Annotated in this window: 5 protein-coding genes; all 5 read left to right on the top strand. The window is 39.6% G+C overall.

All coding sequences use genetic code 11. The features are described from left to right. Positions 1-187 precede the first annotated feature (187 nt). Positions 188-586: a YraN family protein gene (locus QZ334_RS05955; protein WP_295232752.1), complete on the top strand. Its 399-nt coding sequence runs from the start codon at positions 188-190 to the stop codon at positions 584-586. 11 nt (positions 587-597) lie between these two features. Beyond that, positions 598-2,178 carry a YifB family Mg chelatase-like AAA ATPase gene (locus QZ334_RS05950; protein ID WP_295232749.1) on the top strand — a complete coding sequence of 527 codons (1,581 nt, stop codon included), beginning with the start codon at positions 598-600 and terminating at the stop codon, positions 2,176-2,178. 8 nt (positions 2,179-2,186) lie between these two features. Further along, positions 2,187-3,434, top strand: coding sequence for a DNA-processing protein DprA (gene dprA / locus QZ334_RS05945; RefSeq protein WP_295232746.1), 1,248 nt, complete (start codon positions 2,187-2,189; stop codon positions 3,432-3,434). Beyond that, positions 3,424-5,820, top strand: a complete 2,397-nt coding sequence (gene topA, locus QZ334_RS05940; protein WP_295232742.1) for a type I DNA topoisomerase — start codon at positions 3,424-3,426, stop codon at positions 5,818-5,820. The genes dprA and topA overlap by 11 nt, the downstream gene beginning before the upstream one ends. After that, on the top strand, positions 5,813-7,066 hold a 1,254-nt coding region (gene trmFO / locus QZ334_RS05935; protein ID WP_295232739.1), incomplete at its 3' end, for a methylenetetrahydrofolate--tRNA-(uracil(54)-C(5))-methyltransferase (FADH(2)-oxidizing) TrmFO. The genes topA and trmFO, both read left to right, overlap by 8 nt.

Below are 7,066 nucleotides of genomic sequence, written 5' to 3'. Positions count from 1 at the left end.
GTTTATAACCGTAAAGAGGTTCCTATTGGTCACCGATGTGACTATTAGGAACCTCTTTTGTATTTACTTTTATAGTCTCCTTATTCTACGCTACAAGTAAGTGTTACCTGTTGAAAGTTTAGATGTAGATTGAGTGATAAATATTCTATAAGTTATTGTGGTTACTACACTTAAATTGGAGGTATATATGAAAACGATTAGTACGGGTAAAGCATTTAATGAATTGGATTCAAAGGAACTTGGAAAATGGGGCGAACGGGTGGCCATTAAATATATTGAAAAGATTGGCCTTACAGTAGTAGATACGAATTATAGAACACGATTAGGAGAAATTGATATCATTGCCAAACGCGATTTAATCTATCATTTTATTGAAATTAAAGCCCGTAGAGGAATGCAGCATGGATTGGCTCGAGAGGCGGTGACAAAGAAGAAACAAAAGCATATTAAACGGGCAGCTATGTTATTTTTATATGATTTACATCAAAAGAAACGACACTGGAAGGAAATATCCTTTGATGTAATAGAGGTGTATCTACACGAGGACTTTCAAAGTTCCATTCATTATTTACCGCAATGCTTTTAGAGAGGTTACCTATGTATGCAAAACTATATGGAGCCACCTTACATGGCATAGATGGATGTATTATTACAGTAGAGGTCGATATATCGCAAGGTTTACCTGTCTTTGACATTGTAGGTCTACCTAATCAATCTGTTAAGGAGGCTCGTGAACGTGTGAGGGCTGCCATTAAAAATAGTGGCTATGAATTTCCTATGAGACGTATTGTAGTAAATCTAGCACCTGCTACAATTCGTAAAAGTAGTGCTGGACTCGATTTAGCTATTGCTTTAGGGGTTCTGTTTGCATCAGGACAGATAAAGGGGCGCAAAGCTAATATTTCTGCTATATTAAAAAATAGTCTATTTATGGGAGAGCTAGCTTTAGATGGATCACTATTACCAACCTTTGGTACATTGGCGATGTCATTGGCAGGGTTAGAAGCTGATTACTCCACTATATATACAAGCGTAGTAAATGGACATAATCTAAAAGCTATTCCAAATCTTACTATATATGGCGAGTCTTCATTACAAAATATTATTACCGTCTTAGAAGATCAGGTTAAATCTAAATCTATTTCAACTTTCAAAAAGATAAAAATAGGGAAAAATCAAGATGAGATATTAATAGATACGATGGATAATAAAAACCATAATACTACGTATGATGTAGATTTTGGCGATGTACAAGGTCAAGAGCTTGGTAAACGGGCCATGCTCATTAGCGCTGCAGGACATCATCATTGTATTATGATAGGTCCGCCTGGTGGTGGTAAAACGATGATGGCCGAACGATTACCGACCATATTGCCTCCTATGACTTGGAATGAGATGGTTGAGGTAAGTCGCATCCAAGATGTGATCGGTTTACTCGGTGATAAGGGACTCGTTAAAACTAGGCCTTTTAGGCATCCACATCATACGGCGACTTTGGCGAGTATGGTAGGCGGCGGTATTCAAGGTCGACCTGGTGAGGTAACCCTTGCTCACGGAGGTGTGCTGTTTATGGATGAGGCACCTGAATTTCAACGTCAAGTTATCGATGCGCTTAGGCAACCTTTAGAATCACGTACAATTACCATCAATCGCTCTCAAGGTAATTACATATATCCTGCCGATTTTATTTGTATCTTAGCGGCTAATCCATGTCCTTGTGGCTATTATCATGATCCGTATAAAGAGTGTGTATGTACGGAAATAATGGTTAAAAATTATCAGCAACGATTATCTGGACCTATTATGGATCGCATCGATTTGCACATACCTGTTGAAAGGCCCACATTAGAGCAATTATTAGATACTTCGTCTTCAACGATGACTAGTGAAAGTATGAGAGAACAAGTTGTTATGGCGACCTCTATGCAACAGAAACGGTATGAAGGCCTAGATTTTAGCTCTAATGGTGCCGTACCGCATAAGGCCATAGGTGAGCTTTGCCATATTACCGATAAGGCTTGGAGTGTACTCGGTAATATATTTGACCATTTCCATTTAAGTGGACGTGCTTTTGATCGCATATTAAAGGTCGGTCGTACCATAGCAGACCTTGAGGGAAACCCACAAGTGGAACCACATCATATTTCCGAAGCAATGTTATTTAGAACAGGTAAGTAGGTGATATTATGACAAGATATGACGACAACATTTATATTGCAGGTCTCCAAAGTTTATATAATGTGGGCGCAGCACATATAAGGAGTTTTATTGATGATTTTGGAGGACCCTATGAAGCTTGGCAAGCTGTTAAGAAGGTTGAAAATTTGAAATCTTATTATCATATTTCCGTAGGAGATAAACGTGCTATTGCAGCATCGGCTAAGGATGAAAAACTAGATTATATAATTCAAAAATTAGATGAATATAAGATGGATGTTACTACCTTTCTAGATAAAGATTTCCCATCTATGTTAAACCAAATCTATAATCCACCAGCTATATTATTTATGCGAGGCAATCGAGCTTTATTAGATAAAAGACTGAACCGTATTGCTATTGTAGGGGCTCGACGGTGCTCGTTATATGGTCGGAATGTGGCGAGAATGTTGGGAAAAGAACTAGGCAAATACAGTACTATAATTGTGAGTGGTGGTGCTCGCGGCATCGATTCGCATGGTCATGAAGGACTACTAGCAAGTCAGGGGTACGGCATTGTAGTTATGGGATGTGGTTTAGACATTGTATATCCTAGAGAAAATTCAAAATTATTTGACCGGATACTGGCAAATAATGGCTTGCTCCTATCCGAATATCCTCCAGGCACACCACCATCGGCAAAGCATTTCCCTGCGCGTAATCGTATTATTAGTGGACTTAGTCGAGGGGTAATCGTAGTGGAGGCTAAGTCTAGTAGTGGATCCTTAATTACGGCGGATATGGCGGTCAGTGAAGGGCGCGATGTATTTGTAGTACCGTGTAACCTATTAGATCATACAGCGGATGGCAATAAGTTTCTTATGCGCAATGGGGCTTATGTACTGACTGGATATGAGGATATAGTGGAACAATATCATTTAACTTTACGAGATTTTTTCGCCACAGAAGAGAAACTTTCACCGGCAAAAAAGAAACTTTCAACGTCAAAGAAAGAGGAACATAGTCATGTGAAAGAGGGGGATTTATGGAGTAATACATGTAAGGGTGTTGATAGTCATGGGCCGTCTATGTTAAGCTTTAGTTTGGATAAGAGTTTAATCTTGAGTGAAATACCTCATGATCGATGTATTACTGTTAGTGATATTTTGAAAGTAACTCACATTCCATTGCAACAATTGCAGCCCTTATTACTAGAGTTAGAGCTAGAAGGGGCTATAGAGCATCAACCGCCGAGAGGCTATATTAATATGACTAGGAGTGATATACTTGTCCATTAAACGATCTATCGTTATTGGCGAGCCAAAAGCAGCTAGTACTAGTAAAGAAACAAAAAAGAAAAGTACTACAAAAGAGAGTACTACGATAAAACGTAAGGTTGCCAAAGAGGCTCTTACTCCTATGGGGATTGTACGGGACAAGTCTGTATTACAAACCTCTGTGCCACCTGAACAACGTGAACCTCGCGTATATAATCCAGATGGCAAAGTATTGGTTATCGTAGAATCTCCTGCTAAATCTAAAACAATTGAAAAATTCTTAGGTCCAAACTATGTGGTAAAAGCAAGTATGGGCCACTTACGAGATTTGCCTAAATCTCAGATGGGTATCGATATAGAGCATGGCTTTACACCGCGCTATAGCAATCTAGTAAGTCGTAAAAAGGTTATTGATGAACTCGTTTCCTATGCCAATGAAAGTAGTGCCGTATTGCTCGCAACTGACCCTGACCGCGAAGGGGAAGCCATTTCATGGCATTTAGCGTACATTCTTAATGTAGATCCTACGTCTACATGTCGTATTACTTTTAACGAGATTACTAAAAATGCCGTTGCAGAGGCCTTAGAATCTCCACGTACCATCGATATGAACATGGTAGATGCTCAACAAGCACGCCGTGTGTTAGACCGCATTGTAGGTTATAAATTGAGTCCACTATTATGGAAAAAGGTTTGTAAGGGCCTCAGTGCAGGTCGTGTACAGTCCGTTGCTGTTCGTCTAATTTGTGAACGCGAACGAGAAATTCAAGCCTTTGTGCCACAAGAGTATTGGACTATTGAAGGCAATTTTGAAACGCCTAAAAAAGAGGCTTTCACAGCCGAATTGACTCATATTAAAGGTGAGAAAATCGATATTACTACTGAAAAAGATGCACAAGCCGTTGTCGATGCCATTGGCGGTGGCGATGCAGTAGTAACGAATGTGGAAAAACGCAAGCGCTCTCGTAAAGCGGCACCACCATTTACAACATCTACGTTGCAACAGGATGGTGTTCGTAAGTTGAACTTTGGTGCAAAGCGTACCATGATGATTGCTCAACATTTGTATGAAGGTTTAGAAATCGGTTCCTATGGTCATGTAGGTTTAATTACCTATATGCGTACAGACTCTACGCGTATTTCTAAAGAAATGCAGGCCATGGCTAAGGATTATATTCTTCGTAACTATGGTGAAGATTATTATCCATCTAAACCTAATATGTACGGTGCAAAAGGTTCAGCTCAAGATGCCCATGAAGCGATTCGTCCTACATCATTAGAGTTGACACCAAAAATGGTAGAGCCATTCTTGAGTCGTGATGAGCTTAAATTATATACATTGATTTGGAATCGTTTTATGGCGAGCCAAATGGCACCACAACAAAATGAATCCACTACCATTGAGTTAACTGTTCATGATGACTATACATTTAAAGCAACAGGCTCTCGTGTAATCTTCCCAGGTTTTAGTGCTGTTTATGAGGACGCAAAAAAAGAGGATGTTCCTCAATTGCCAGCGCTTAAGAAGAATGATGCTGCTCATACGGTAGAGGTTTTGCCTGAACAACATTTCACGCAACCACCTCCACGTTATTCCGAAGCGAGCCTCATCAAAACATTGGAAGAGCTCGGTATTGGTCGTCCAAGTACATATGCTCCAATTCTTGATACAATCGTAAGTCGTAACTATGTAGAGAATACGAATAAGCAATTCGTTCCGACAGAGTTAGGCTTTGTAGTGGTAGATTTCTTGATTGCGTACTTTGAAAAAATTATCAATACAGGTTTTACTCGTGATCTAGAAGAAGAACTCGATGCTATTGCATCTGGTAAGGATACATATCTAAAGGTATTGTCTGATTTCTATGAAGTATTTGCTAAAGAGCTAGAAGATGCGAGCGATGTAGATCGCATTGAAATTGCATCTATGGAAAGTGATGAAACGTGCGAACTCTGTCATAGTCCAATGGTATATAAATTTGGTCGCTATGGTAAGTTCCTTGCATGTTCTAACTTCCCAGAATGTAAAAACACTAAACCTATTACGGTAGGGACAGGTGTAACCTGCCCTAAATGTAAAGAAGGAGAAATCGTAGAACGTAAGTCTCGTCGAGGACGTTTGTTCTATGGTTGTAACCGTTACCCACAATGTGATTTCACATTATGGGATAAACCAACTCATGAATTCTGTGATACATGTGGTTCTATTATGGTTGAAAAGACATATAAAAATGGGACAACTAAGAAATTCTGTTCCAATGAAGCATGTCCAACTCGACCTCCAAAGAAAACTAGAAAGAAAAAGAGCGAAGCTAGTGAAGAAACTGTAAAAGAATCTAAAGAAACTAAAGAGTCTAAGAATTCTAAAAAATCTAGCAAAGCTAATGAGGAAACAACAGTTGAATAATAAAAATGTTATTGTTATTGGCGCAGGTCTAGCTGGCTCTGAGGCAGCTTGGCAACTTGCTAACCGTGGTATTCATGTAGACTTATATGAAATGCGCTCCCTGAAGAGTTCCCCTGCGCATCAAACAGATCAGTTTGCAGAGCTTGTATGTAGTAACTCCTTACGCGCTGGCAATATTGAAAATGCAGTAGGTCTTTTAAAAGAAGAGATGCGTCGTTTAGGCTCCATTATTATGGAATGTGCCGATGCGACTGCTGTTCCTGCCGGTGGGGCATTAGCCGTTGATCGTCATCTATTTAGTGAAATGGTGACTGAAAAGGTAAAAGGCCATCCTAATATTACAGTTCATCACGAAGAGGTAACCGAGATTCCTGCTGAAGGTACTGTTATTTTTGCTTCTGGTCCTCTTACATCTGAAGCATTAGGTGATAAGATTAAAGAATTAACTGGTAAGACAGGATTTTACTTCTACGATGCAGCAGCACCTATTGTTACAGCAGAATCTTTGAATTATGATAAAGTATTTGCCGCTTCCCGTTATGATAAGGGCGATGCAGATTATCTTAACTGTCCTATGACAGAGGAAGAATACAAAGCATTCTGGCATGAGCTTACAACGGCTGAAGCAGTACAACCAAAGGATTTTGAAAAAGAAATCTATTTTGAAGGTTGTATGCCGGTAGAAATTATGGCAAGCCGTGGTGAAGATACATTGCGCTATGGGCCTTTAAAACCAGTAGGTTTGGTGGATAAGCGTACCAATGAGGAGTCTTATGCAGTTGTTCAATTGCGTAAGGAAAATAAGGAAGGCACTATGTTTAACTTGGTAGGCTTCCAAACTCATTTAAAGTGGGGCGAACAAAAGCGTGTATTTGGCATGATTCCAGGCCTTGAAAATGCAGAATTTGTACGTTACGGCGTTATGCACCGTAATACGTATATCAACTCCCCTGAGTTGTTGAACCATGCATTCCAACTAAAAAAAGAACCGCGTTTATTCTTTGCGGGCCAAATGACAGGTGTAGAAGGGTATTTAGAATCTGCTGCCAGTGGTCTTATGGTAGGCTTACAAGTGGATCGTTATTTAGACGACCGTTCATTTATTGACTTCCCTAAAACTACAGCTATCGGTTCTCTTAGCCATTATGTTTCTAACTATGAAGGTTCCAACTTCCAACCTATGAATGTCAACTTTGGCATTATGGACCCATGGCCTCAAAAAATACGCAAGAAAAAAGAGAAAAAT

The sequence above is a fragment of the Veillonella sp. genome, assembly GCF_019414865.1.
Classification (GTDB): Bacteria; Bacillota; Negativicutes; order Veillonellales; family Veillonellaceae; genus Veillonella.
This window is presented reverse-complemented; position numbering and strand designations above follow the sequence as displayed.

Coding starts and splice junctions, on each gene's coding strand:
- dprA (WP_295232746.1), top strand. CDS start 2,187: ATGACAAGATATGACGACAACATTTATATTGCAGGTCTCCAAAGTTTA.
- QZ334_RS05950 (WP_295232749.1), top strand. CDS start 598: ATGTATGCAAAACTATATGGAGCCACCTTACATGGCATAGATGGATGT.
- QZ334_RS05955 (WP_295232752.1), top strand. CDS start 188: ATGAAAACGATTAGTACGGGTAAAGCATTTAATGAATTGGATTCAAAG.